General features: G+C 46.7%; 25 protein-coding genes. 15 read left to right on the forward strand and 10 right to left on the reverse strand.

Annotated features, from left to right (window positions below):
• Nucleotides 1-27: 27 nt before the first annotated feature.
• Nucleotides 28-1,422 carry a transcriptional regulator gene (locus HW560_RS03355; RefSeq protein ID WP_179262042.1) on the reverse strand — a complete coding sequence of 465 codons (1,395 nt, stop codon included), beginning with the start codon at nucleotides 1,420-1,422 and terminating at the stop codon, nucleotides 28-30.
• A 269-nt stretch (nucleotides 1,423-1,691) separates the two neighbouring features.
• Between HW560_RS03355 and HW560_RS03360 the strand changes: the two genes are divergently transcribed.
• The gene (locus tag HW560_RS03360) at nucleotides 1,692-2,816 is read left to right on the forward strand and encodes an LLM class flavin-dependent oxidoreductase (RefSeq protein WP_090904076.1); all 1,125 of its coding nucleotides are present in this window, start codon (nucleotides 1,692-1,694) and stop codon (nucleotides 2,814-2,816) included.
• A 98-nt stretch (nucleotides 2,817-2,914) separates the two neighbouring features.
• Here the strand turns inward: HW560_RS03360 and HW560_RS03365 are convergent, their stop codons facing one another.
• Nucleotides 2,915-3,496: a TetR/AcrR family transcriptional regulator gene (locus tag HW560_RS03365; RefSeq protein ID WP_109999324.1), complete on the reverse strand. Its 582-nt coding sequence runs from the start codon at nucleotides 3,494-3,496 to the stop codon at nucleotides 2,915-2,917.
• A gap of 262 nt (nucleotides 3,497-3,758) precedes the next feature.
• Between HW560_RS03365 and HW560_RS03370 the strand changes: the two genes are divergently transcribed.
• Nucleotides 3,759-4,964, forward strand: coding sequence for an MFS transporter (locus HW560_RS03370; RefSeq protein ID WP_179262044.1), 1,206 nt, complete (start codon nucleotides 3,759-3,761; stop codon nucleotides 4,962-4,964).
• Between the two features lie 67 nt (nucleotides 4,965-5,031).
• On the opposite strand, the gene HW560_RS03375 is transcribed toward HW560_RS03370, so the two are convergent.
• The gene (locus HW560_RS03375) at nucleotides 5,032-5,442 is read right to left on the reverse strand and encodes a DUF2000 family protein (protein ID WP_090904073.1); all 411 of its coding nucleotides are present in this window, start codon (nucleotides 5,440-5,442) and stop codon (nucleotides 5,032-5,034) included.
• Entirely contained in the window at nucleotides 5,439-6,002 is a 564-nt protein-coding gene (locus tag HW560_RS03380; RefSeq protein WP_090904072.1) for a type 2 periplasmic-binding domain-containing protein, read from the reverse strand. Before HW560_RS03380 ends, HW560_RS03375 begins: the two co-directional genes overlap by 4 nt.
• 184 nt (nucleotides 6,003-6,186) lie before the next feature.
• On the opposite strand from HW560_RS03380, the gene HW560_RS03385 reads away from it, so the two are divergent.
• Together HW560_RS03385 and HW560_RS03390 are read left to right on the forward strand one after the other, a co-directional pair.
• Nucleotides 6,187-7,428, forward strand: a complete 1,242-nt coding sequence (locus HW560_RS03385) for an ATP-grasp domain-containing protein (protein ID WP_179262046.1) — start codon at nucleotides 6,187-6,189, stop codon at nucleotides 7,426-7,428.
• A 65-nt stretch (nucleotides 7,429-7,493) separates the two neighbouring features.
• Nucleotides 7,494-8,768 carry an MFS transporter gene (locus HW560_RS03390; RefSeq protein WP_179262048.1) on the forward strand — a complete coding sequence of 425 codons (1,275 nt, stop codon included), beginning with the start codon at nucleotides 7,494-7,496 and terminating at the stop codon, nucleotides 8,766-8,768.
• Nucleotides 8,769-8,894: 126 nt separating this feature from the next.
• On the opposite strand, the gene HW560_RS03395 is transcribed toward HW560_RS03390, so the two are convergent.
• Nucleotides 8,895-9,938 carry an alkene reductase gene (locus HW560_RS03395; protein ID WP_257031659.1) on the reverse strand — a complete coding sequence of 348 codons (1,044 nt, stop codon included), beginning with the start codon at nucleotides 9,936-9,938 and terminating at the stop codon, nucleotides 8,895-8,897.
• A gap of 270 nt (nucleotides 9,939-10,208) precedes the next feature.
• Between HW560_RS03395 and HW560_RS03400 the strand changes: the two genes are divergently transcribed.
• Nucleotides 10,209-11,072: a LysR family transcriptional regulator gene (locus tag HW560_RS03400; RefSeq protein ID WP_064642768.1), complete on the forward strand. Its 864-nt coding sequence runs from the start codon at nucleotides 10,209-10,211 to the stop codon at nucleotides 11,070-11,072.
• A gap of 298 nt (nucleotides 11,073-11,370) precedes the next feature.
• Here the strand turns inward: HW560_RS03400 and HW560_RS03405 are convergent, their stop codons facing one another.
• Nucleotides 11,371-12,000, reverse strand: a complete 630-nt coding sequence (locus HW560_RS03405; RefSeq protein ID WP_179262050.1) for a hypothetical protein — start codon at nucleotides 11,998-12,000, stop codon at nucleotides 11,371-11,373.
• A 401-nt stretch (nucleotides 12,001-12,401) separates the two neighbouring features.
• Between HW560_RS03405 and HW560_RS03410 the strand changes: the two genes are divergently transcribed.
• Entirely contained in the window at nucleotides 12,402-13,013 is a 612-nt protein-coding gene (locus HW560_RS03410) for an esterase/lipase family protein (RefSeq protein ID WP_179262052.1), read from the forward strand.
• A 504-nt stretch (nucleotides 13,014-13,517) separates the two neighbouring features.
• Here HW560_RS03410 and HW560_RS03415 read toward each other — a convergent pair.
• The 3 genes from HW560_RS03415 to HW560_RS03425 form a co-directional block, all read right to left on the reverse strand.
• Nucleotides 13,518-14,624 (reverse strand): Leu/Phe/Val dehydrogenase, encoded by a 1,107-nt coding sequence (locus HW560_RS03415; RefSeq protein WP_179262054.1) that lies wholly within the window; start codon nucleotides 14,622-14,624, stop codon nucleotides 13,518-13,520.
• A gap of 196 nt (nucleotides 14,625-14,820) precedes the next feature.
• Entirely contained in the window at nucleotides 14,821-15,450 is a 630-nt protein-coding gene (gene cdaS, locus HW560_RS03420) for a sporulation-specific diadenylate cyclase CdaS (protein WP_179262056.1), read from the reverse strand.
• 146 nt (nucleotides 15,451-15,596) lie between these two features.
• The gene (locus HW560_RS03425; protein WP_179262058.1) at nucleotides 15,597-17,156 is read right to left on the reverse strand and encodes a DUF6359 domain-containing protein; all 1,560 of its coding nucleotides are present in this window, start codon (nucleotides 17,154-17,156) and stop codon (nucleotides 15,597-15,599) included.
• 169 nt (nucleotides 17,157-17,325) lie between these two features.
• On the opposite strand from HW560_RS03425, the gene HW560_RS03430 reads away from it, so the two are divergent.
• The 3 genes from HW560_RS03430 (at nucleotide 17,326) to HW560_RS03440 (ending at nucleotide 18,555) form a co-directional block, all read left to right on the forward strand.
• The gene (locus tag HW560_RS03430; RefSeq protein WP_090904062.1) at nucleotides 17,326-17,616 is read left to right on the forward strand and encodes a hypothetical protein; all 291 of its coding nucleotides are present in this window, start codon (nucleotides 17,326-17,328) and stop codon (nucleotides 17,614-17,616) included.
• Nucleotides 17,617-17,769: 153 nt separating this feature from the next.
• On the forward strand, nucleotides 17,770-17,925 hold the full coding sequence (locus HW560_RS03435; protein WP_177185868.1) for a hypothetical protein: 156 nt from the start codon (nucleotides 17,770-17,772) through the stop codon (nucleotides 17,923-17,925).
• An 87-nt stretch (nucleotides 17,926-18,012) separates the two neighbouring features.
• Entirely contained in the window at nucleotides 18,013-18,555 is a 543-nt protein-coding gene (locus tag HW560_RS03440) for a GNAT family N-acetyltransferase (RefSeq protein ID WP_179262060.1), read from the forward strand.
• Nucleotides 18,556-18,690: 135 nt separating this feature from the next.
• Here HW560_RS03440 and HW560_RS03445 read toward each other — a convergent pair whose 3' ends face one another.
• Nucleotides 18,691-19,467, reverse strand: coding sequence for a Crp/Fnr family transcriptional regulator (locus HW560_RS03445; protein ID WP_256222398.1), 777 nt, complete (start codon nucleotides 19,465-19,467; stop codon nucleotides 18,691-18,693).
• Nucleotides 19,468-19,857: 390 nt separating this feature from the next.
• On the opposite strand from HW560_RS03445, the gene HW560_RS03450 reads away from it, so the two are divergent.
• The 6 genes from HW560_RS03450 (at nucleotide 19,858) to HW560_RS03475 (ending at nucleotide 24,131) form a co-directional block, all read left to right on the forward strand.
• Entirely contained in the window at nucleotides 19,858-20,289 is a 432-nt protein-coding gene (locus HW560_RS03450; protein WP_179262062.1) for a GAF domain-containing protein, read from the forward strand.
• A gap of 159 nt (nucleotides 20,290-20,448) precedes the next feature.
• Nucleotides 20,449-21,099 carry a response regulator gene (locus HW560_RS03455; RefSeq protein ID WP_179262064.1) on the forward strand — a complete coding sequence of 217 codons (651 nt, stop codon included), beginning with the start codon at nucleotides 20,449-20,451 and terminating at the stop codon, nucleotides 21,097-21,099.
• Nucleotides 21,092-22,204 (forward strand): PAS domain-containing sensor histidine kinase, encoded by a 1,113-nt coding sequence (locus tag HW560_RS03460; RefSeq protein ID WP_179262066.1) that lies wholly within the window; start codon nucleotides 21,092-21,094, stop codon nucleotides 22,202-22,204. The genes HW560_RS03455 and HW560_RS03460 overlap by 8 nt, the downstream gene beginning before the upstream one ends.
• A 283-nt stretch (nucleotides 22,205-22,487) precedes the next feature.
• Entirely contained in the window at nucleotides 22,488-22,982 is a 495-nt protein-coding gene (locus HW560_RS03465) for a chromate efflux transcriptional regulator ChrS (RefSeq protein ID WP_090904058.1), read from the forward strand.
• A gap of 12 nt (nucleotides 22,983-22,994) precedes the next feature.
• Nucleotides 22,995-23,582 (forward strand): chromate efflux transporter ChrB, encoded by a 588-nt coding sequence (locus HW560_RS03470; RefSeq protein WP_090904057.1) that lies wholly within the window; start codon nucleotides 22,995-22,997, stop codon nucleotides 23,580-23,582.
• 3 nt (nucleotides 23,583-23,585) lie between these two features.
• The gene (locus tag HW560_RS03475; RefSeq protein WP_053780063.1) at nucleotides 23,586-24,131 is read left to right on the forward strand and encodes a chromate efflux transporter ChrA; all 546 of its coding nucleotides are present in this window, start codon (nucleotides 23,586-23,588) and stop codon (nucleotides 24,129-24,131) included.
• Nucleotides 24,132-24,258 lie beyond the last annotated feature (127 nt).

Here is a 24,258-nt window from a genome sequence, read left to right on the forward strand (position 1 = left end):
ATAGGGTAATTACTAATAATCACAACACTAAACAAGAGTATAGCCATGATTTTTTTTATTTTCATAATAGCCGTAAACCTCCTCCATTAGTTTGCGATAGTTATTTTCCACTTCTTTAGATGCAAAAGACCTATACCTCTCAAAGAGAGCAACACATTGTATTATGTCATTAGAATTATTAATTCTAATAGCTGAACTCAGACAAGTGACAAGCTTTTCCATTCCTTCTGGGTACCGCCCTCTGTTAAAAAGATACATTGCCAGTTCAAATAAAAGTTTAGAGTATTGATCATTCTTCATTTGCTCATTGTACCCTTCAGTTAAGGTTTTATCACTCAGCATTAAATTAAAGGAATTATCAAATTTCAGTAAAATATAATCTATATCCATTTCAAATTTATTTGCTGCTTCAATAATTTTAACAAGAGCAGTAAGAGTTTCTCCTTCATTTTGTTCAACCCAAGCTAGATATACCGGAAGAACCTCTTTCTTCCCCATCATCAGATTATATAAGTAGGTGTTGGCCTCAGTCCATCTATTAAACATATCGATATAAACTTTATCTTCGTCGCTAGAATTCAAAACACTAGCTAATTCAGCATTTTTTCTTGTATAAAACAGTGCCTCAGTATACTCACCTTTCCACTCGCACGCAGTGGCTTTAAGCAAGTTTGAATATGCCTGGTACACAAATAAAGGATAGGCTGTTACCCTATTCTCTTTGCTTATTTTTTTCTTAGTATAGGATTGGATAATTTCCGCTTTCCGTCCCAGATCATCAGCAAGTGAAAATGACTTGTCCCAATATCTCAAAGCCAAGTATGTATTCGCCAGGTCCTTGATCGCATCCAGTTGCCGCTCTTCATCCAGCCTATTAATATATGGCTCGAAGTGCACGGCCGCCCTGAGATTTTCATGCTGATCCTGACCCAGAGATAGTGTGAAAATACGATATTGGCATAATGCGAGACGTTCCGAGTGTTGGTACTTCTCACACTCCGCGACACATTCATATAACATGCGGGCCGCTTTCTTTTGTCCGCGTTCAAGCATGCCTTCTGCCATTTCAAACAATTCGGAGATATAGGAGCGGTCATCCGTCACTTGCTGGATTATCCGCTGAATACACTCGAGCTTGTCCAACTCGGCGCAACGTTGCAGAAAAGGCTCCAGTCTTCTCCAGTGCGGTGCAGATTCCACAAAACACTCAGCGCCATAAATTTCGTAGAAATGACCTTCTTCCAGCTTCATGCCCTGAGTAATCAGATCCAGTTGAGCCATGGCAATTGGCCGCGTTCCTTTGATGATCGCACTTAACGTTCCAGCGTTCACACCCGATATATCGGCAAAGTATTGCAGGGTATAGCCCTGTTTCCTGATGTAGTCCTCAATAAAGGAGCGTATCGTAGTTGTAGGTTCCATGTCTCCCACCTCCACAATGAAAATCCATAAATTTGAATTTATATGATATGCACAATTTTAATCCTAAATTTTACAGCGGTCAATAAAAATCGTGGCAATTTCCTGCCCATTTGTCCAGGTTTGAGCAGCTTTAATCCGCCTTATAGAAAAAATCCATTAGAAGAATGCAGGGCAACATGGTAAAGTTAGTTCTATCTTGAATATCCTACTATTTCCATAGGATTAGACAACCCAGGTGCTTTTCCAATCCAATCCGAGGAGATGGTTAGATGAAATTTGCCTTATTTAGTCTCATGATGAATCTTCCAAATGCCGTAACTGGTGAATCATTAACGACACAACAGAAGTTCCACAATATTCTGGAACAAGCCAAGCTGGCCGAACGGCTGGGGTTCGATGCATATGGGATCGGTGAGCGGCATGGCGCACCTTTTCTGTCTTCCTCACCTCCCGTCGTGCTGACCGCCGTCGCTGCTGCGACTTCACGTATCCGGTTGCTAACAACAGTCACTGTTCTTAGTATACTTGATCCGGTACGGGTTGCCGAGGATTATGCCACGCTGGATCAATTATCGGGTGGACGGCTGGAGATGATCATCGGCAAAGGCAATGATCCTCGGCACTATCCCCTGTTTGGCATTAGCGAAGAGGAACAATGGGATTCGCTCGGTGAACGCTACGAACTGCTGAAACGGCTGTGGACTGAAGAGAACGTAACCTGGCAGGGAACGTATCGCCCTCCCCTTCAAGAGGTTACCACTCAGCCGAGACCGCTCCAGCAGTCCATTCCGATCTGGCATGGCAGCGCATCGAGCACCCGCTCTACCGAGCTTGCTGCGAAGTATGGCGAACCGATATTTAGCTCGAATTCCTTCCACCCGCAGGCAAAATATAAAGCGTTAATTGATCATTACCGGGAGCGTCTCGATTATTATGGTCATGATGCGAACCGAGCGGTGGTCGGCTCCGGGGCAGGCAGCCTGTACCTCGCGAATACACGCGAAGAGGCGATCCGTCGTTATACGCCTTATTATGAGGCCTTTCATGCTACGGCCGCTGCGCAGCACAACCAGTCACCCTTTAAGGACCTGGAAGATAACATTGCACATGGCCCTGTACTGATTGGTAGTCCAGAGCAGGTCATTGAGAAGATCCTCAATTACCATGCCGCATATGGACATCAGGTACTGAGCATCAGCGTGGATGGACTCAGCCATGCGGAGCAGCTGGAGCAGGTAGAACGCTTCGCCCAGGATGTAGCACCCGTGTTACGACGCGAAATACCCAGTTTCATATGGAACGAGCCCCCGATCCTGAACCAGTCTCTTCCCTCTTCCACTTCGCCTTCTCCCGATTCATGGCCCCCAGCCATCTCACCGATCTTCCAGGTGTAGTTCTCAATTCTCCACACATTCCCCATTCATCCACAAGCCTTTATGTATCCAGGGTGATTCTTGCGAATCGCCCTATCCCTCCCCCAAGATGTCTTTCTCTATGATCCAGATTTAATCCCTTCAAATAAGGAAATCAACGAACGCTGCACGAATTCAGTATCTATCGCTTCGCCAGTCACCAGCATGCGATAGAACATCGCTCCATAGACGAGGTCTATGCACAGTCCGATGTCACAATCCTTTTTCAACTCTCCCCGTTCTACACCTTTTTCGAAAATTCCCCACGCTTCGCGCCGACGAGGCTGAATGTATCTGGTTCGGTATTCTTCTGCAAGCCCTGGATCAGACTGTCCCTCTCCGACAATCTGTGTGATCACTTTTCCTTCCCGGCTGCTCAAAAAAACAACCAGATTGCTCGCATGAATGCGCACATCCTCAAATACCGATCCTGTATCCGGTACAGGTAATCTTGCCGTTGCCGCAGACATGTACCCATCCATAATGACAGCACCTTTATTGGGCCACCATTTATATATCGTTGCTTTGCTCACCTTAGCACGTTCAGCAATTTTTTCGATCGTAACCGCTCCGAAGCCGTGTTCCAGTAATAATTCATAGGAAGCTGCAAGAATCGCATTCTGGGTTTCCACATTGCGGGGACGCCCTCTTTTGGCTGTCATCATAAGCCCTCCTTGGTGCAACAAATGCATCTGTGATTCATAAAAACTGTACGTTCATTATACTAAAACACCGATACATTAAACAATTTCGTTCTTACCTTAATTCCGACATGCAAAAAAATCCCCACACCTATTTACAATACTAAACGTTTAGTTTATTATATGTTTGTAATTAGTAAACGCACCGTTTAGTAATTTAAAATTTGCAATACTAATTTACTTGAATAAAAAATAATTTAAGAACATGTGGAGGGTGATACTCATGGATATACAACCTGATGTGAAGTCACATTCAGTTCCAAGCTGGTTGATTTTGCTTTTGGCTGCGGCGTGCGGGCTGATTGCGGCAAACCTGTATTATGCTCAGACCGTTATAGGACCAATCGGCGTGACAACAGGGCTTTCCTCTGCTGCTGCTGGACTGATTGTGACATTAACACAGATCGGATATGTTATTGGCCTGCTGTTTATCGTTCCGCTCAGTGACGTTCTGGAGAATAAGCGACTGGTCACTTTTTTCCTCATCATTCTGGTCGTTGCATTGATTGCCGCTGCCTTCTCTTCCCATGCCGTTTTATTTCTGACTGCTTCCCTCGTCATCGGGATTAGTTCAGTCGTTGCGCAAATTCTAGTTCCCTATGCCACCTACCTCACTTCTGAGGTGCAACGCGGACGGGTTGTCGGCAATGTGATGAGTGGTCTGCTGCTGGGCATCATGCTGGCTCGGCCAGTCGCCAGTTTTATTACAAGCCTGCTCGGTTGGCAAGCGGTCTTTGTCTTCTCGGCAATCATTATCGGATTGCTTACATTGCTCCTGTCACGTGCACTTCCTGCACGTCAGCCACAACCTGCGATGAAGTACGGACAATTAATTTTGTCATTAGGTTCCCTGCTCAAAACATTTCCCATGCTTCGCCGCCGAGCTCTCTATCAGGCCAGTCTGTTTGGCGCCTTCAGCTTGTTCTGGACTACAGTTCCCTTGCAGCTCGCCAACGAATATGGCATGTCCCAGCAGGGAATTGCCTGGTTTGCACTGGCTGGTGTTGGGGGTGCCATCGCAGCACCTATTGCCGGAAGATGGGCGGATAAAGGTTTAACCCGCATCTTAACCGGACTCGCCATGGTCATCGCGGTTGCATCTTTTGGGCTTGCCTATCTGTTCCAGGGTCACTCTACCGCTACCCTTATTTTGCTTGTGGTCGTTGCCATCACACTGGATATGGCGGTCTCGGGCAATCTGGTGCTGGGACAACGCATCATTTATTCGTTAAGCGAAGCAAGAGGACGGGTAAACGGGATATTTATGTCGATCTTTTTTGTAGGGGGCGCAATTGGATCATCTCTTGGCAGCTGGTCCTACGCACATGGAGGTTGGAGTCTCACCACATTGATTGGTCTGGTGATGCCTCTGCTGGCGCTTGTATACTACTTAACGGAAAAGAAAGTCACCGTTGTCAGTAACCCGTAACCATCCTTCCATACGTAAACAAAGGGCAGAGTGATCCACAGGATCAGCTTCTGCCCTTTGTCCATCATCATTTCATGACACTAAACTTCTTGGTTGTGGCCCTAACCTTGTCATCCTCTCCCCACACAATGACACCTACAACTTTGGTAACTTCCATTTCCATCGAAGCGATCTCATCTGCATATTGTTCGAATGCATTATTGAGTGATTGACCCTTCTGTGAAAACACAACATAGCTCACTTCGTCGTTGTCAGCTGAACAGGATTTAGCCAACTGGATCAATTGATTCTCCCCAGCCTTCAAAATAACCGTGCTATACCGGATGCCTGCATGCTGAACGCCGCTAAGATCCAGTACAGGTGTATCAGAATATAAATCCGGCTCTTTAAGGGCTGCTTGTCCCATCAATAAGGCAGCTACATTCGCTGCGGCGCCAATCTCCAAATTTTTATCCAATATAATAGCTATTCTCTTCATACGAGTGCATTCATCCTCTGTACATTTTTTGTAAAACATACCCACGGCATATTGATTCCCTCACGCAATACCTTGTAGGTCACGAGCCCGTAATGATCGGCACAAAGCTGATTCGTGACCGCAATGGACCTTTCAGTGTGATGCATGACCTTCCTGCAGGCTTCGGGGTTGGACGATACGGTGCTGCTCTCTCTATAGATTATACTGAGTTCAGATAACAAGTATGTAGTTGCCGGATGATGAAAAATAACGTCGATCTGATCAGGACATTCCGCATGGAATCCGGATAGAACCAGCGCAGGAATCTTCTCTACAAAGCTCTCAGACACCACTAATTCGGAATCCATGATGAAACTGTTGAGCTTGGGATAAGCCCCGGGGACCAATAGGCAGGAAATTTCCCCTGATTTCAAGTCTTCCGCGGCCGCTTCAAATTCGGGGTACGGTTTGATTATATCAGAGTTGTTGAGTTTCTTAGCGATATGCATGCTGCAAGTCAGGAATCCTTCATCGTCTCCCAATGTTCCCAGTATGGCATATTTGCTTTCAGTAATCTCCATTTTTTTCTATTTCCTCCCTTTTATTCAAATCCGGTACGATCGTATACCAAAAAAATCCTGTTGTCAATTAACACTTTAACGTAACAAAAATTTTACAAAAACCGTATTGAAAATGGAATATTTTTATATATAATGTTATGAAATGGTCTTTTTCTAATTTTTGTTCTTCATTGAAGGAGGATTTATGAAAACAATTGTATACATATCTGATTTCAGGCTTCCATCAGGCTTAAACTTCGTAAAACATTTGAAAAAATTTGCTGATTACAAAAAAATTCTGATTATTGAACGTCACAATCTGCTTCATGATGATTTGCTTGAGGACTTCTTCGATGAGATTAGATACGTGGATCACTTGGAATCCGTGGATGACATCAGGGAACACATTATAGAAATCCGACGTTCCCACTCCATCGTAGCGTTGTTAACTCCGGGTGAGAATGCGATTGAGATCGGCGGCCAGATTCGATCCGAATTTGGTATCCCCGGCATGCAGCGCAACCAGGCTGAAGCCGTCCGCAATAAATGGATTATGAAACAGATGCTCCATCAACGAGGAATTCGGACGTCTGACATTGCAATCGCTCTTCATGAACAGGATTACATTCGTTTCACTGATATACACGGGTTCCCGATTATTGTGAAGCCACTCAGCGGATATGGAAGTATAAATACGTTCAAATTGTCCAGCATGGAAGAACTGATCCATTATCTTCACCATACTAGACAAGCGCAGCAACGGGACTTGCTGGAGGAGTTCATCAACGGTACAGAGTTTCACTGTGATTCCATTGTCTCCAAGGGGAAAGTTCTATTTTCATCCGTTTCCCAATACCTGTATAACTGTTTGGATATTGCTACTAAGCAGAAGCCACCTGCCAGCATTACGTTTCCTGAAGGCACTGAGGCTGACTTTATTCACCACATCAAGGAAGTCAATGAACAGGTCATTGCTGCACTGGGAATTAATCATTCCGTAACACATGCCGAGCTTTTTCTAACTTCGGAGGGAGAAGTGGTATTTGGAGAGATCGGTGCAAGAATCGGGGGTTCACATGTTATGCCTCCTTGTATCAAGAACACACATGGTGTTGATTTATTCGAGGCAGTCAGCGATCTGGAAGTTGGAATATATGAGTTCAACAAACAACAGACGAATAATAAATATACGGGTATGATCTGCTTCCCTTCTCGCGCAGGAATGATTCAAAGCATATCAGGGATAGAAGATTATGAAGATATCTCCGGCATCATTGATTTCAATGTATCCTATCAAGTGGGACAACGTGCCGGGGACGTGAGCGATACGATGACCAGATCGGGTTTTGCCATTGTGGAAGGGAATTCATTCGAAGAATTGCGTCAAACACTGCTGAATATGTACGATCGCTTCAAGATTGAAGTTACTGTTACCGAACCCGTATAAAACGCGGGATGGACCATAAAGGCTTGTTTTTGAATTGACAGTGGTATGGGGGAGGGCTGGAATTATTGTCTTTATTTAAATCATACGCGGGTTTGAGCCGTGAAATATATTACCTCTGTTTAGCCAGAACGATTAACAGCGCAGGAGATTTTGTGTTTTCCCTTATTACCTTAGTCCTGACTTTACAGATGGGGATGAATGTTGTCAGTGCAGGTATCTTTGTATCACTGGCAGCCTTGATTAGTGGACCAGGTGTCCTTCTTGGCGGTTATTTAAGTGATCTTATGGGCAAAAAAACAATTATCGTTACCGGGCAATTGCTGTCCGCCACAATGATAATATGCTGTTCGTTCTGGTCGGGCACTATTACGGTTGGCTATTTACTGATCGCTGTCATGTTCTTCATCAGCATTACCCGCCCTGCGTATAACGCATTAATCATTCAACTGTGCACGGAGGAGAAAGAGCGAAAGTCGGCCTTCTCTCTTATGTATTTGGGAGCCAATTTGGGGATAGCCATCGGACCATTGGTAGCCGGTTTTTTCATCAAGGATCATGTCCATATCGTCTTTATCAGTATCAGCACTGTATTTCTGATATCCACCTTCATTATCATCAACCAGGTAAAGATCGGTACAAGCAAGGTAATGGCGTCTACGGGCAGCAAGAATTCTGCACATCTACAATCGAGCCAACCTCCCACTCCTTTATTCACACTTCTTATGAGAAATCCGCTCGTCGCCTTGTTCATCTTGGTATCATTTCTCAACTATTTTATTTATATGCAATCCTCGTTTAGCCTTCCGCTACAAATGAATGATTCGTTCGGAGAAGACGGGGCAGCCTATTACGGCTCTGTCATGACCATTAATGCTATCAGCGTCATTATCCTGACCACCTTGATCCTATCCGTTACACGTAAGTTAACTGCGCTAAACTCCATTGCCACAGGTGCGCTCTTCTATGGCATTGGATTTGGTGCATTGAGCCTGATGGGTTATTTTCCCCATTTCGCCATCGTCGCCGTCTCTACGGTACTATGGACCGTCGGAGAGATTCTGGTGCAAACCAATATCAATCTATATATCGCTTCACGAGTGCCGGATACACATCAGGGGCGGTTTAACGGCTTGCTGCTGTTCGTAGGCTGTCTGGGTTATACACTTAGCCCATACTTGACAGGTATTTTCATCAAAAACATGGACATGGGGAGCTTATGGATCATTATTCTGGCCTTCAGCTTGGTCTATGCGTTGTGCATGATCATCCTGTGGTATATCGAAAAAAGCTCAACCAGAAAAAGTGAAATTGAACCGCTGGATTTATCACAAAGTGTTTGAGCAATCTGACCCAACCCTCCGCAAGTTGCTACAGCATGGAAGACATTTAATCATAGTTAGCATCAAAAACAGAAACAACGGGCAGAGTGATCCACAGGATCAGCTTCTGCCCTTTTCTTGCTACATTCACACCAACATAGTCAGATGTGCATTGGCATCGTACTCGACCCACTGCTGCCCCGTACGCAATTTTTGCACCAGATCGGGATTGGCGATAAACGGTCTGCCGAACGCTGCCAAATCAATGCTCCGATTCTGCACAGCCTGCTCTGCTATTTTTGCCTCAAGGTCCCCTACGCCAATGATGATACCGTCCCACTGCTCGCGAATTGCCTCATGGAAATTCTGTTCCCCAGTCCAGACTGTGGTGTATCGATCTGTTGATGGGTGCAAGATTGTAATGCCTGTCTCGCGGAACAGATTCAGATAGGCGTTCAGCACTCCAGCCTTGTCTGCCCAGACATAGGAAGGATCATCATCTTTTTTCTCGGAAAATCGTACCGATATGCGATCCACGCTGATTTCTTTTTGAACTGCAATAATGATCTCCTTCAGAAAACGCAATCGACCCTGGATATCGCCTCCGTATTCGTCTGTTCTGTGGTTCGTCTTCTCATTGATAAACTGGTCGATCAGATAACCATGTGCTGCATGCAGCTCAATTCCGTCGAATCCAGCCAGTACCGCATTGCGGGCAGCCGTTTGAAACTGTTGAATGCTATCCCGGATATCTTGCACACTCATAGCTTGAGGTATCTGATATGGCTTATGCAATTTATGGACTCTTCCTTGAGCCGGAATGCTTGAAGGTGCCAGTGGCGGGGTACCGATCAGATCGGAGTGAGACAGTCTGCCCACATGCCACAACTGAGCGATGATGGTTCCTCCGTGTTTATGGACGGCATTCGTTACCTTTTTCCATGAAGCGGTCTGTTCAGCTGTATATAATCCGGGGATACCATAGGTTCCTTTGCCAGTCAGCGAGGGATTAATCCCCTCTGTAATGATCAACCCTACACCATCCCGAGCACGTCGCTCGTAATACGCCACCATCTCTTCCGTCGCAGTCCCATCCTGATCATTGGCAAACCCTCGGGTAAGAGGCGCCATCACTATTCTGTTTCTCAAATGCCATTCGTTGATCGTCACCGGGCTCAGTAATGTAGACATATTCTTCATCACTACTCCTTCTCCATTGTCATTGTCAGCATTTTTGCATATTCCATTGTTCTAAAAATGCGCTGTTGATAACGATATTGTAAGCCGGCATATATATATCGTAAAATGATTGAAATATATAGATGTATCTCTCATAGAGATACCTAACTAAACAATCTGGAGATAACAGCGATCGGAAGGTTGTTCTGTCATCGGAGTGCCCGTGTAAATATTCATTAGTGAAACTTATATATAGTTAAAAGTAAGCAGGAGGCCAGAGCTATGGAACTCTCGGATATCGATATTATTCTCGCGGTGGCACGGTCCGGCAAAATCTCACAGGCCGCCAAAGAATTGAATTACGCACAATCCAACGTCACCACACGCATCAAAAAACTGGAACAGGAATATCAAGTGCAGTTGTTCAACCGTTTTCCCAAAGGGGTAGTGCTGACTTCCAAAGGAGAACAGTTTGTCCAGTATGCAACACGCATCCGTGACCTGCTAAACGATCTGGAGCAGGACATGACTGATCCCGGTGAGCCTTCAGGCACGTTAAAAATCGGGATTGTGGAGACGGCTGCATCCAGCCGATTCATGGAAATTCTCAATGAATACCAAGTGACCTATCCCGAGGTTTCCATCTCACTTGTGAATGCCACTTCACCCAAAGTGCTGCGCAAGAAAATACAGGAATATGAGATCGATGGTGCCTTTATTAGTGGTGCGTGTGTAAAAGAGGGTCTGAAAGTGGAATATGAAATGCAGGACACGGTGCATATCATCTCGAAACGGATGGACGTCCCCCCCGAAAGCCTGTGTCAGGTTTCGTGGGTCGTTTTCCCAAAAGGCTGCCCTTACCGTGAAATTACGGAGGAATATTTGCAGGAAGAAGGTTTGTCTGCTCGCAATATGATTGAAGTCAGCACGATGGATAACCTGCTTAGCTGTGTGGAGTCAGGAATTGCTTTTACCATTATGCCTTGCAGCGTAATTCACAAGAAACCGGATGAGTTCTCGGTATACGATCTGGCTGAACGATTCACACATACCACAACGACCTTTGTCCGTGGCGAAGATCGATACGTCAGCAGCGCGCTGGATCGATTTGTGAAGCTGCTGAATCAGAAGTGTATTACCTTTTGAAATATCATTTCGATTTTCCCCATATCTGCTCAATGCTTATCTGGGCAGAGAACATAAGAAGAGAGATGCGATCTTTCGCATCTCTCTTCTGGTATAGTAATGCATCAGCTCTCAGAATGTTACGGCGCTAACTTAATGTTTGCACATTATTAGGTAGGATTACCCGGGAATGCACAGGCTAATGATCCACAAAGACGTTATTCCAGTAGAAACCTACGGAAATACATACAGAGTGAAGCAATAACTCGCGTCTACGTTTCGTTAGCAATTTTCTTCCCCCGCATCCTTATTCTCGTACTTACTTATACACCAGATTCTGAAGCTCCTTAATATTGTAAGTATCATCCTGTATGAGCCACTGATTATTCTCCTGGAGGAACGTAATGTCTCCTTCGAGTGGAATGTTTCGAGATTCCTGGCCGTTCTTATCGGTGAGAATCAAGTTTAACGTGTAAGTGATCAGGAGCGAGTCTCCTCTATTTTCCTTCACACTGAAACTCATATCTTCCGGGTGCAGCGTAACGCTCTCCTTGTTCGCAACCTGAAGCGGCAGTGCAATATTACGATCAGCCATCTTTGCAACATAATATCTTGAAGTCAGGAACGGCTTCAGAATCTCTCCTTTGGCCTCCAATGCCTCTCGAGTCATTGTGTGCTCTTCATCATATTTGTCCACTGTGAATTCAGCCTTTTTGTATAGATCAGCGGTTGTAAGCATTGCTTTCTCATCACTCTCCGAAGCAGGTGGGACCTCCTTTGTTCCCTCACTCGTGCTTCCTCCTCCATTGCCGGATGAATCTTCCTGCCCGGATGGTATAGTCACGCCCGGTTCAGTCGTCCCTTCATCCGCAGTAGAATTACTACAGCCTGTAATCAATATGAATGAGAGTACCATCGCACCTGCTAACCATGAATATCTACGCATCATACTCCTCCTTTTAATTAAATCAAAATTCCATACATTCACCTTACCACTTATGGTTTAATAATCCAATTAATGAAATGGTAATATTTTTATGTACGTTATTAGCTATAAAAGCTTTTTCCCACTTTTCACTAAGATGAACAGCAAGGATAGAAAAAATAAACACTCTGACATGTTGACCAACAGTCTCATGCCTTCCCCTAAATCCTTCAATCCAAATAGAATATGGATCAGCGAAATCATTCCCGTAATTACAGCGACCATCCCAGCCAAAACCAGCATGTATTTATTCCCCTCAAAATTTATTTTAAATTTTATTACTACCACACTATTCCTTTTAATTACAAATAATGATAGATTAAGAGAGAAAATATGGATATACATTCCAAAGGAGGGTATTAATAATGAGTAAATCTATTGTTCTACGTTGCGTCTTAACCTGTCTGTTCTTCCTTAGTTCGTTATCTTTGCTGTCCATCCCTGCCGGTGCGGAGCAAGCAGCGGCTGCCAATGGGCGCAATCCCATTGTACTTGTACACGGTATTGGAGGCGCGGGATTTAACTTTGCCAGCATCGAAAGAGCACTAATAAACGAAGGCTATTCCCGAAGTGACCTGTACGCCATCGATTTCCTGGACAAGTCAGGAAACAATATCACCAATTCACGCCAGTTATCCTCCTATATTGATGATGTCCTGCGTAAGACCGGCGCCAGCAAGGTCGATATTATTGCCCATAGCATGGGCGGGGCCAACACCCTGTATTATATCAACAACCTCGGTGGTGGCAAAAATATAGGCAAGGTTATTACACTCGGCTCTCCCAACCGGCTTGTAGCCCGATCGGCACCAACCGGCATTGCATATACTTCCATCTACAGTACGTCGGACTTAATTGTAAACAATACGTTATCCCCACTGAACGGGGCGAACAATATTCGCATTTTCGGGGTGACCCATATCGGCCTGTTGATTGATCGTGGTGTTCAAAACCACATCATGAACGCCTTGAAGTAAAACAATTGATAAAGAAGGCGGGCATCCACACGGACACCCGCCTTTATTTGTATTTTTATTTTACCTGTACTTTTCTCGGAGCATTCGAGCAGGAGGCTCAGAAAGGCTTCGCCTGCTCTTTTCCAAGGAACCTAGAACGTCTTATTTGGCTCTCAAGCCCTCTTTTTCAATCGTAAGGAACACCAGACGCGTTATTGCTTAAAATCTCGCTAAAAAGACGCTAAAAACGGCCTCAAATTTTGATATAACGTGTCTCAGGTTCCTTATCCTTCTGTAGACGCTTCAAACCCCTGAATAACACGTCTCAGATTCGTTAGCGCTCCGGCCATACTCCGTCGTAAGCGAAACGAAAGATACGACTCAGGATAGCGTCTGAAAAAGGGCACGTGGAGAAAACACGCGTTCTGGCGAGTTTTGCGCCGCGAACTCGACCCACTCTTCAGCTCTCAGACTGAGGTTTCATGACACACTACACTCTTATCCATTTCAATGCAATCCTTAAATTTACCCGCGCAGTCTGCGGGAACTCAGCGCGTGATGACCATTTTGCAGGAATGTGCTGCGTGTATTCTTCATCAGTTCAATCCGGCGTTCAGCCAAACGATCCGCAGCAATATACGTTGCGATGCCTTCGGTGCGCGACGTGTCGAAGATTTTCTCCAGAGTATTGTAGATCTCTCCAACCTTGCTCCACGCACGATCGGCGTTATAACCGTTCAGCTCATCCGCAATATTAATTACGCCACCTGCATTGATCACGTAGTCTGGGGCGTATACAATTCCCATTTCATGCAGCTTGTCACCATGACGCGGCTCCAGCAGCTGGTTGTTGGCACAGCCTGCCACCACCCTGGCTTTGAGCTGTTTCAACGTATCGTCGTTAATGGTACCGCCCAGTGCACATGGAGCATAAATATCACAATCCACTCCAGTGATGTCGGCAGGGTCTACCGCCTTAGCACCGAATTGATCCACAGCCTGCTTCACGGAATCCTTATGGATATCGGTAACGATTAGATGCGCACTTTCTTCATACAAATATTTGCACAGACGCATCGCCACGTTGCCCACGCCCTGTACAGCCACGGTTTTGCCTTCCAGCAGATCCGTGCCGAATGCTTGCTTCGCCGCAGCCTTCATACCCCGATATACACCCCAGGCTGTTGCCGGGGAGGGGTTACCGGAGGAGCCGTAGCTTGGGGATATGCCTGTAACATAGTCGGTCTCCTGATAGATCAGATTCATATCTTCTTCTGTGGTTCCCACATCCTCTGCGGTGACATACCGTCCGTTCAGTCCCTGAATGTATCGGCCAAAGGCCCGGAACATCGCTTCATTTTTGTCACGGCGCGGATCTCCGATAATTACGGCTTTGCCTCCGCCCAGATTCAGTCCGGATACCGCATGTTTATATGTCATTCCCCGCGCAAGGCGCAAGGCATCTTCAATGGCCGCTTCCTCAGAAGCATAAGTCCACATCCGTGTGCCTCCCAGCGCAGGACCGAGTGTTGTATCGTGAATAGCAATAATTGCTTTTAAACCAGAGGCTCTATCCTGGCACAGTACCAGTTCCTCATAATCGTGATGTTCCATTGCTTCAAACCAGCTCATGTGTAACCGTCTCCTCCAACCATTTTTGCGATCCAATCGCCTTCATCCATTTCGTCTTCCACCCTCTATTGTACCCATGATGATCTAGTATGTGCAAAATCACATTACGATGTAACAAAAAGACCTTTCTCTCTTCACAGGGAAAAAGGTTCGTTATTCCAGCATGGAATCGGTAAAAAAATTTAGCGACGAGTGATCATGGCAAGGTTTCAACCACGTTGATGGGATGCAGATCCCCACCCACGGCGAATGAAGCTTGACCAGTCTCCTCCGAGACAACAAGCACAACCGCATCCGTCAGTTCACTCAATCCGAGAGCAGCCCTATGCCGTGTGCCAATCTTCCGTTCACGCGTAATGGCCTGTGATAGAGGCAGGACATTACCCGCAGATACAATCTGATTGCCTCGAATCAGTACAGCCCCATCATGCAGAGGTGCACCCGGTATAAACAGCGATTCCAGCAATGCATGAGTGACTCTCGCATCGACTGCAACCCCTGAGTGGATAATCGGTTCAAGCGGCACTTCCCGTTCAATTACAATGAGAGCACCATATCGGCGATCCGACAAATGCTGTACACTGGCAGTCAATTCTGCAAATTTCTCCGTGAAGGGAGACAGATAACAATCCAGATAAAAGGAAGAGGCCAGCACCTCAATATGCTTGATCTCAGCCCGAATCTCCGCAAATTGGCCCAGCAGACACACACTGTCATGATCAAAGGTGGATAACGTCTGGTTCATTCGTTCTGCCACACGATGAAGGTCTGCTTTGAGTTTCTGTCTCATGGTCGAGCTGTCACAGTCTGCTTGCCGATTCATCATGGTCCTCCCCCTCACCTTTGGCATCTCGCTCATCATTCATAATTACCCATACGTTTCCCTCTACTCCGGGCATTTATGCAAAATAAAGCCTGTCCGCAATCGCTGCGGACAGGCCGATTCTCCGTATAGCTACCTTCCTGCTTGTCTTACTGCGCTTTGCCGTACGAACCAGCTTTAAACGTTGTAGGATCGTACCATTTATAGCCTGCAGCCGGTGTAGCCCATGGCTCGGTTTGCGGCTCAGTCGATGAAGCCGGAGCTTCAATCGCAAGCAGACTTGTCGGCGTATCCAATATCAGTCCAGACACCTGAGACAGACTGGTATAGCTTTCTTTCACTGCAAGCCATTTCACGGTATTCACAAGGAATACACCATCATTCACTTCTTTGAAGCCATCATACGTTGTTTTGGCAGCGCCTGTTTCTTCACGTAGATATTTTGGAGTGGCATCCTCCACAGGTGAGGAGTCACCGATAAATGCTGCTTTACCTGCACCGACCTTGGCAATCGCTGCGTAAGCTCCTTCAGCCCGTCCGCCGCCATTGTATACGCCCTGATCTACCGCGTTGCCCCATTTAGATACACCGCTCGGAACATACACCAGACCTTTGGCTTTGTTCGGATCAATAATGGCAAGTGTGGAACCTGCATGCATGGCTACTGCGCTCACACCAGTGGTAATGCCGAACGACTGCGAAGGTGCGACAATATCTGTTGCATTAACATCACCCAGTGCGTTGTAGCGGAAACGAATACCGAAGTTGGATGCCAACCAGTCGGAACTGGTCACGCCTTGCATCGCTGGAGATTCAGCTTCTGCTGACGACATGCCTTTGGCTGGATTCAAGAATGCACCCCGGCGATAGCCGTTGAATACTTCAGAGGAATCCCAGCGGTTTTTGTTCCGGTCTGCGTTATAGTGGTCGGCAATGAAGAAGACACTGCCACCATTCTGTACATATTGCAGCAGCGCAGCCTGCTCTGTCGCTTTGAAAGGCACGTTCGCTTCGCCGATAACGAAGACATCATAGTCTTTCAATTTATTAAAGGTGATGGCTTGCTCACCGAAGGTATACGGGATGCTGCGATTCAGCTGATCCACGGTAAAGCCTGCGTTTCGCAAACCATTCGCAAAGTCTGAAAATGCCCCATCAATAACCCAGTCCGCAGCCCCGGCTGTCTGAGCATGCGAGTTGTCGAACAATACTTTTTTTCCAGTACCATCCGGCAGCGTTGTGCCTGGATCAGGATCAGGATTGGTTGTTCCAGAGGAGAGTGCGATGGAGGTAGGATTCTTCACTCCGGCATAACTGTTGTATGCACCTAGCGTTCCGGTTACGATAACCTTCTGCCCTACAAGATTCGGGTTGGTAGCCAGTCCATATTGCGAGCGGTACGACGCTGGAATCTGCACATCCAGCAGTTTCGCATTGGTCTTCTCTGTCGCTGAATCGGCAATCAGGAAGTTGAAATCATTGGCATAAGGAGATGTAAATTTGGCTGTAAGCGAACCCGTGGCATGTCCAACAATATATCCTTCTACCGTTGCCGTGCCTCCACCACTCTGGGCTGCGATGGCCTGAGATACCGTAAGGGGCGCTGCAGCTTGTACCGGACTTAATGAACCCGGCCCCAGCAACGCCGTTGCCATCATGATGAAGACCAGGAATGCTCCGGTCCAATGCTGCCATATCGCTTTCTTCATACTTGCCTTCTCCTCCTCATAATTACCTGATAATGGGTTATCCACCTTTAATTTAATCGTTCATATGCTGAATTCCTCTTTCTTTTTGTAAAATGTTTGCAAAAACTTTTGGAAGTTACACCAATTGCCCATACTGGTTAACAAAAGTATCCCAAAGGAGACCTGTACGATGAAGTTTCTATTTCTTCTGCTCCTGCTGATTGTTCCACTGATTATGGTTTTTGTTGCACTTCGCTCCCGGATGGTGACCCGTGTTTTCCATGTCCTTGCCCTGCTCTGCTTCTATAGTGCGGCGACGGTCATTGCAGGCGATGTGTACGCTACGAATGCCCATATGACGACGTTCACCACCGAAATTCACCATTTCCTGTTGAATGGATGGTTCCTTTATCCGTCTGCATATCTGGGTGTGTACATTCCCTATCTGCTGTGGACGAGCCTATTTACGAAAAAAAGTTAAGTTTATTCGAGCCTTGGCATTGCATTTTGCCATCGTTCATTGCATAATAAATATATAGATATGATAATGATTATCATTCTTGAGCTTGTCTCAAGTCTTCTGTCTACTTTACATGACTTAACGATTTTATAGATAAAGGGGAACGAACATCGAATGAATACAACTCTGCAAAAGGCTGATCTGCAGCTTGACGATTATTTGGATCTTCTGAACCTGGCAACCAACCTGGGTGATACGAGATGGCAAAAGGAAATTATCCGCAAGCTGGCTTATACTTATCCCGCAGTTGAATGTAAACAACCACAATAGCATGCCTTATACTTACATAGCTCGTAACCCATTCTTTACACGAATCGGTTATTGGGCTATTTTTGTTTTATATAGGAGGGAATAGCGATGCAATTGGAAACCGAACGACTCATCATCCGGGATATTCTGGAGACAGACTGGGAAAGTATACATAGCTACACATCCATGACAGAAGTTACTCAGCACACGGCATGGGGACCGAATACGGAGGAAGATACGCGGGCTTATGTGGAATTTGTAATGAATTTACAGCAAACACAACCACGAGAGGGCTTCGAACTGGCGATATGCTTGAAAAAGGAGGGCATCTTGATCGGCGGTGTTGGCCTCCACATCGAAAAGACGAACGCTGAGATCGGTTATGTGCTCAATCCCGTTTATCAGGGAAAAGGGTATGCTGCCGAAGCAGCCCGAGCCATGCTTGGCTTTGGCTTCAATACACTTGGCGTACACCGGATATATGCGAAATGCCGCCCGAACAACGTGGCCTCAGAGAAGGTTATGCTGAAGATTGGCATGCAGCGTGAAGGTCTGATGCGAGAACATTGGTTTTACAAAGGGAAATATCATGATTCGTGTCTATATTCGATTCTTGCAAAGGAGTATATAGGTGCAAACGTTGGACGCTAATCGTGCCTACAACAAAAAAAACATATAACCACGCCAAAAAGCTGACCCCGAGTACATCGGACATCAGCTTTTTTTGATTTCTCCGTAACGACCCCAATCGCCATCGAAGGTACAACCCTATTCAACTTGCTTTCATTACAATCGACACAGCTCTACCGGACAGCTTGGAAATGTAGGACATCCGCACATGCAGCGCAAGGCTGCCAGGTCACGAATCATCAGCTTTCCATCCACGGTGTCCAGCGTCCCCTGTTCTTTCCAGGCTCCCAACATACGCGTTACACTCTCCCGCGTGGCACCAATCATTTCCGACAACTCGGTATGATTCAGCTTCATGTCGAGCACGATGCCATCCGGCGTAATTCTGCCATACGAGTTGCTGGCACGAATCAGCGTCGATGCGAGCGCACCTGCCTTGCCATAGAGCAAGAGATCACGGAAACGCGACTGGGTGATACGCTGGGCGAGCGCCATCCATTGCAGGAATTTCAAGGCAAGATCACCATGTTTGCTGAGCACACTTTCCAAGTCGCTGAGCGAGATAATCCCCAGCTCCCCTTTGCCTGCCATCTCTGCACTGTAGCTGTGAGTCAATCCGCCTATACCGCCAAACTCTCCAATCAGATCGCCGGTTTGCTGAATCGATAAAATGATTTCTTTCCCATCCTCAGTCGACTTGGTCAGCTTCACTCTTCCCGAGCGAATGTAGTACAGGTATCCGGCTTCATCGCCTTCCAGAAAGAGACTGTACCCCGACTTTACCCGTTTTGGCTGCATCTTCGCCTCGATCAAGCCCCATTGTTCAGCTGTCACGAACGAAAGGATTCCACCTGTCTCCCGTGTCATCTTGCTCGCCTCCGTCTGTTCTTGTTGTGTCGCCTGGGTTGTTCTTTCTGTAAATACCGTACCCATTACCATCGTCCCCCTCGGTGTTTCCTTATGTATCCATCATACCGCGAATATAGCGTGGGGGTTATCGGGGGATTACCTGAACCTCACGGGGAAACTCCCTGAATTTGCTGTGAGATAAATCACACTTATGAGGACCCTTTACGACTCCGTAATCAAAAAAAGCCTTGCCGTTCCTGGCCTGATTGCCTGTCCATACACAGGGTCAGCAAATTGCAGAACGGAAATAGGGGTTTTCCCTGAATTACAATCCGGAAGAAAGGGGCTACAATAGAAACAACAGCGAAATACCCTTATTTTAAGATGTTCCCTGACCACAGGTTAACGATATTGATATTGATATTGATTACACCGTAACGTACGGTATGATTCCAAAAAAGGAAGTGTCCTCTCATGCATGATGAACTGCCATCTGGCATTCAGGAGATGATCGACGGCCTGCGCATGAATACCTCCAGCGATTTTTGCGGACTGGCCTGTCTGTCCGGCACGATGCTGCGCTGGAAGTATACATCCGGCGCCAGCAACGAACGAGTGAAGCGCATGGAGATGCGCCCTGGACAAGATCTGGTTGGCACAGCGCTTCGGACTGGACGCACCGCTCTATCTGATGCACAATCCACCGGGGAGCATACACCCGGCCGTTGCCCGTTAATGCTTGCGGAGCGGTTGGTATGTGCCATAGCCGTGCCTGTGTTCCAGCAAGGAAGTGTTCCTGGCGCCGTGTTGCTCCTTGGCAGCAGGTTACCCTGCACGTTCTCACCGGAGATGGTCCGTCAGACTGAACAGGTCGCTATACAGCTGCAGCCAAAAGTGTACGGATAAAGACATCTGTCTGTAATACGCTAAGAAGTCTTGTTATTTCCTTATGGAAGTAACACGCACTTACAGAGAATCGAAGCCATTCAGAGATTAACCTCTGAATGGCTTTCTTTTTTGGTATGATAAAGAAAGAACTGTGGAACCGGACAGGAGGAAAATGATGTGATTCAATTATTAGTTGTCGACGATCATGTAGTTGTACGCTCCGGGCTGATCGCCCTGCTCGACGGAAAGAATGATATACATATTGTTGGAGACGCGGCCGATGGGGATGAAGCTATTGCCAAGGCACAAGAACTGAAGCCGGATGTGGTCTTAATGGATTTCAGCATGCCGCCAGGCAAAGACGGTCTGACCGCTACCGCTGAATTGAAGAAATTGATGCCGGATGTCTCCATATTGATCCTGACCATGCATGACGATGAAGAATATCTGTTCCGCGCCATCCACGCGGGAGCATCCGGATATATTCTCAAAAGCGCGCCACATGAAGAATTGCTCGCCGCGATTCGTTGCGTAGCAGAGGGTAGCGCCTATCTGTACCCAAGTGCGACCAAGCGGCTGATGAGTGAATACCTGGACAAAGCGAAGCAGGAGAACGCCGGACCGTATGACACGTTATCCGAGCGGGAGAAAGAGATATTGTCCTGGATTGCCAAGGGTTACGCCAACAAGGAAATCGCTGAACATCTGGTGATCAGTGTCAAAACGGTCGAATCCCACAAAAGCAATCTGATGGAGAAGCTCGGCCTTCGAACCAGACCGGAACTGGTGAAGTTTGCGATGAAAAAGGGGTTGCTGAACTTTGAGTAGCGCACGCAAAAACAGACTTAGCGGATTTGCCGATCAACCTGTGCGTCAGTTATTAGAGGAAATCGACAGTCACATTACAGATACTGAATTCCGCAGCAGACTGAAAGGTTCCCTGCATCAGCTCAGTGATCTGAAGTTTGCCCTGGATGAGTCGTCCATTGTAGCCCTCACGGACCGCAAAGGAAAGATCCAGTATGTAAACGATAAATTTTGCGAAATCTCACAATATAATCGGGAAGAATTGATTGGTCAGGATCATCGGATCATTAATTCCGGTTATCACGGGAAGAACTTTATGAAGAACCTGTGGGAAACTATCTCTTCCGGACGAGTGTGGAACGGAGAGATCCGTAACCGTGCGAGGGATGGCAGCCATTATTGGGTGAATACAACGATTGTGCCTTTTCTCGATAACGATGGTGAGCCCTATCAGTATTTGGCTGTTCGTAGTGAGGTAACCAAGTTGAAGCAGGTTGAAGCTGAGTTACAGACGATGATGACCCAGGTCATGAACATTCAGGAAGAGGAGCGGCGTCGCATCTCCCGTGAGCTGCATGACGGCATTGGACAGAGTCTCTTCTCTCTTGTCATTCAGATGGATCGTCTGTTGGCGGACCAACCTCAATCTGGTGTGGAAGCACTGCGAAAACAAGTTACGGGCATTATGGAGGATGTACGCGGCATGGCATGGGAGCTGAGACCCTCCGTACTGGATGACCTTGGTGTCGTTCCGGCCATTCGCACGTATATCGAGAACTATACCCGGCACTACGGGATTGAAGTGGAGCTGGAATGTAATCTGCGAAAACGACTGGAGATGAACCGGGAGATCGCCATGTATCGCATTATCCAAGAGGCGTTAACCAATGTGGCCAAGTACGCCGATGTGTCAGAAGCACATGTGACGGTGGAAGATTCGGAAGAGGCAACCGTTGTGAAGATCATGGACCAAGGCGCAGGGTTCAACAGTACGACGGCTGGTAACGGCGTTGGTCTGTTTAGCATGGAGGAGCGAGCCCGCGGAGCCGGAGGTACACTCGTAGTGTGTTCGGAGCCTGGGGAAGGAACGGTCGTGACCTTTTGTCTACCCAAAACTGTTCATTAAGTCGCTTCAACCCGTACTTTATATAGAAGACTGTTTACGGATGTGCTCCGTGAACAGTCTCTTTTTCGATTCATGCTTGCCTCCTGCTCGTGCTCCTATTCATCATCTCTGATTGGTGAAAATGACAAAATGAAAGCTCTGAATCGTATAAATTTAACATTCACAATAAATATATTGACTCCATTTACGATTCGTCATTAAAATATGAATGCTGCATACAAATTGTACGTAGATCCTATCATAATTTTTTATTCTATATAGTTAAAAAAAAGGATGGTCAATCATGTCAGAGAAACGCTCCTCCAAAGGGGGAGAAATTCCGCAAATGCACAATCTGGATACAATCGATCGTAAAATCATTGCCGCCCTTCACCAAAATAGCCGGATATCTTACACCGATCTGGGTGCACAGATCGGTTTGTCCCGTGTGGCCGTTCAGGCTCGCATTAATGCCTTATCCGAAAAGGGAATCATTGAACGCTTCACTGTGGTTCTCAATCCGGGCAAAGTTGGACTCCAGGTCTCTGCCTTTTTCAATGTCGATGTAGAACCGCTATTTCTGGATGAAGTGGCCGCGAAACTGGACGAAGAACCCGCAGTAACCAGCCTCTATCATATGACAGGCCCGAGTACCCTGCACATGCATGGTATTTTTGCAGATATGGAAGAGATGGAGCAGTTCCTGCTGGAGAAGCTCTACAAGATGCCCGGCATCGTCAAGGTAGAGTCACAGCTGTTGTTAAAACGATATAAAAGCCGAATGGGCATGAGACTCTAGGAGGATATCAGCATGAGTTGGAAAGATTACAACGGTCTCGTCATTGGGATGGTACGAACCGGAATTTTGGGATATGGCGGCGGACCTTCGGTTATTCCGCTTATCCGTTATGAAGCCGTTACCCGCTATAAGTGGGTCAGCGATGATGAGTTTGGCGAGATTTTGGCCATTGCCAACGCCCTGCCTGGTCCTATTGCCACCAAGATGGCTGCGTATCTGGGGTATAAAACCAAAGGCGTGCTGGGCGCTATTGTGTCCGTTTTGGCCCACATTTTGCCGACGAGCATCGCCATCATTGCGCTGCTTGGCTCCATGTACGCGCTCCGCGAATCGAAAATCGTAGCAGGCATGGTGGCCGCTGTTCGCCCGGTTATTTTTGTCATGCTCGGCATGATGGCATACGAATTCGCCAAGAAAGCATGGAAGGGACTCGGTACAACCTTTGCCGCCCTGTTCGGTGTCCTTGCATTTGTGCTGCTGCAGCTGCTAGATATTCACCCCGGTATTGTGATTGCCGTCTTCCTTGGATATGGCGTCTTCCATCTGGATGTGGTCCAGCGTTTCAAATCCAAAGGCAATTCCGACAAGGGGGTGTCCTAAGCGATGCTTCAGACATGGTGGGAATTGTTTTGGGGATTTTTTGTAGCCAATATCTTGGGATACGGGGGCGGCCCCGCCTCCATTCCGTTAATGCAGGAAGAAGTGGTCAACCACTACAAGTGGATGACCACCGAGCAATTCGGTGATGTACTCGCCATCGGTAATGCACTTCCCGGTCCAATCGCGACCAAAATTGCCGCATTTGTCGGTTATCAGGTAGCTGGCTGGTTTGGCGCCTTCATCGCCAGTTTTGCCACCGTTGTACCTTCGGCTGTCGCGTTAATTCTGCTGCTTCGTTTACTGAACAAGCATCGTACTTCACCAAAGGTGAAAGGGATGACGCTGCTCGTACAACCGGTTATTGCTGTACTTATGATCTTACTTACATGGGAATTCGGTCAGGTATCCACCAATTCCATCGGCATTTGGCAGACATTGATCATTGCAGGGATCTCGCTCTGGGTCATGACCAAGACCAAGCTGCATCCAGCCATACTCATCGTCATTGCTTTTGCATACGGAGCGTTGGTTCTGTCTCATACGATGTAATTCATTGATTATTTAGATTCGGGGAACGTCTTGGAACAATGTGTTTTTATATCCAAAGTGGATATATGCACATGTTTCAGGGCGTTTCTTTTTTTGTATTGTTAGTTTTTTATTTCCAATCTCCACT

It is taken from the genome of Paenibacillus sp. E222 (assembly GCF_013401555.1).
Taxonomy (GTDB): Bacteria; Bacillota; Bacilli; order Paenibacillales; family Paenibacillaceae; genus Paenibacillus.